The organism is Secundilactobacillus hailunensis (assembly GCF_005405185.1).
Classification (GTDB): domain Bacteria; phylum Bacillota; class Bacilli; order Lactobacillales; family Lactobacillaceae; genus Secundilactobacillus; species Secundilactobacillus hailunensis.
The window spans coordinates 1-2,213 of the sequence record NZ_BJDO01000098.1 but is presented as its reverse complement, the minus strand read 5'-3'; the positions used below and the strand labels follow the sequence as shown (position 1 = coordinate 2,213).

General features: G+C 46.2%; 2 protein-coding genes. Both read right to left on the bottom strand.

The window, feature by feature from the left end; genetic code table 11:
- Positions 1 to 129: 129 nt before the first annotated feature.
- Positions 130 to 1,281, bottom strand: coding sequence for a matrixin family metalloprotease (locus FFM73_RS12330; RefSeq protein WP_137631934.1), 1,152 nt, complete (start codon positions 1,279 to 1,281; stop codon positions 130 to 132).
- Between the two features lie 111 nt (positions 1,282 to 1,392).
- On the bottom strand, positions 1,393 to 1,653 hold the full coding sequence (locus FFM73_RS12325) for a helix-turn-helix domain-containing protein (RefSeq protein WP_235874517.1): 261 nt from the start codon (positions 1,651 to 1,653) through the stop codon (positions 1,393 to 1,395).
- Positions 1,654 to 2,213 lie beyond the last annotated feature (560 nt).

Below are 2,213 nucleotides of genomic sequence, written 5' to 3'. Positions count from 1 at the left end.
AGAAACGGCCTCACTCCAGACGAATACTGGAGTGAAGCCGCTTAGGAACACATAAAACTTTATATTATTTCATTTGTCAACTTGACAGGGCATAGTGCATCATCAGGCCCTCAAAATGCAGTTTAAAGTTTACCAGTATCCTAGTTTCATCCCTAACTTCGCACGGTTCACATCGCGGTCCGATAAGGTTGGCGTCTCTCGCCGTGAATCGTTAGGATCCTTCGGTGAATTCCAGCTATACTTGCCGTTCACGCTAGAGCTGAACCCGTCATCGCTGGTTTCAGCGTACATGATGTCGGTCAGATATGGCGTGTGATCCAGGCCAAGGGAGTGGCCCAGTTCATGGACGGTCACGCCCTCCCAATAGGTCTCGGCTGATGGTGCCGCCGCTCTTTGCGCAGCGATCAACTGATCATACAACGTATGCCCCTGATTAAGGTAGGACTGTTGCGCAGCTGAACCGTTGGCCGAATTCTTGTAGGCGTTCGCGATATCTTCATACTGGTTGTACAGTGAACGAATCTCTGGTGTATCCGCCACGCTGCCCGCGTAGTTCTTATCGTTAAGGGCCGTTGAACTCAGGTAAAGATGATTGCCATCGTTCAGACCGTCCCACTGCTTGGCAGGTTTAGTCGACACCACGAGCTGATGATTCGATGCGGTCCCAGGAATGAAGACGGAGCGGCCAAGGGCTTTGTTCCACACGCTCATGGCTTTTTGAACGTAGGGCTGAACACTTGAATCGGCAACGTAGACCCGTGCTTGATGGTTCTTAAAGGTTGTCAACTTGCCCGTCATGTTGAACTCTTTGCGCAAATAAAGGTTATAGGTCCCGTAGAAAGCTGCTGGCTGTTTGAGCAGCGTTGCTGAAGGATTTAAATCTTCACCAGATGCTACTAATTTAGTCACCGCTGATTTAGACAGCAGCGGCGTCTTCAGATAACCATGCCAAACCCAGCCGGCCATCTTGTGGTTAGAAGGCGACTTGATGTAGTAGTAGATTCGTGTCGTCTTGCCGGACTTGATCGACTCCTGAGCCGTCGCGTTAAAGACCGTATTGTGCCCGCTTGAAAGTTTGAACTCGCGTTTCTTTAAGGTGCCAGAATAGGCGTAAGCTTTCTTGGCTTTCGACTGGTCGATCTGGTACTTCTGCGTACTCATCGACTTCTTCTTAACGACTGAAACCTTCGCCTGTGCAGTAGGTGTCGTGGCAGCTGGAATAACCGCGAATGAAGCCCCGAACGACAACGCCGCAACAATGATAATACCAAACTTCTTCATACCTAGAATGGCCCCCTTAAAACGCTGTATCGCATTTATGCAATACTCCTCAATCTATATATAGGCTCATTCTACCATAGATGGTCATTCATGGGGCTCGATATGCGCTAATTATAGAAAATCGATTTTGAGCTCCTTGTTCATTGCCCTGGCAATCTTCTCCAGCGTTTCAATGGTGATGTTGGTACCACCGTTTTCCCAGCGTGCAATTGAGGATTGCGGCACGTTCATCAGTTCCCCCAGCTGGCTTTGAGTCAGCCCCGCCTTCGCCCGCAACATCTGAATCTCAACGGCGTACTTGTAGCGAATGCTACTCTGGTGAAATTTCTTAGCAAATGCCGGTTTATCAAAAATATTTTTGGTTTGTTTCAACATAAACCCTCCTGTGGGTAAATACCTCAGTAGCAAGATCAACGACAGAAAGTTGCCAACCGTTTCCGTTGGACAATCATTATTCTAGCGTGATATAACTCCGGTTAAAATCGAACAGGCGTTCTTGTATTTTAAAATCAACTATGATAACCTATGATTATTCGGTTGTTGAATTCCAATCGAAAAGTCTTGTTTCATCCCTTTAATATCCTCAAAGTGACCGCGATACCTGCAGCCACGTACAAACAGACCAGCAAATGTCCCTTTGCTGGTCTATTTTTATTGCGTTCAGTTAATTAGATAATTGGGATATACCATTCGTTAAATCCCATCATAACATTTTTGAAATTAATTCAGAATTGACGTTGCGTTTCATTTTTGAAATTATGGCTCAATTTTAGTTTGAAGCCCATTACATCGGCGTTATATGGGTATACCGGTTTGTTCACTACCACCTAGCCGAAATATACTAAGATAAGGGAGTCAAAATGCGACGGTATTTTGGCTCCTTTTTTGATACATTGAGGATGGGACAAAAGGTCGCGAACGCGTTGGGCAAA

Coding starts and splice junctions, on each gene's coding strand:
- FFM73_RS12330 (WP_137631934.1), bottom strand. CDS start 1,281: ATGAAGAAGTTTGGTATTATCATTGTTGCGGCGTTGTCGTTCGGGGCT.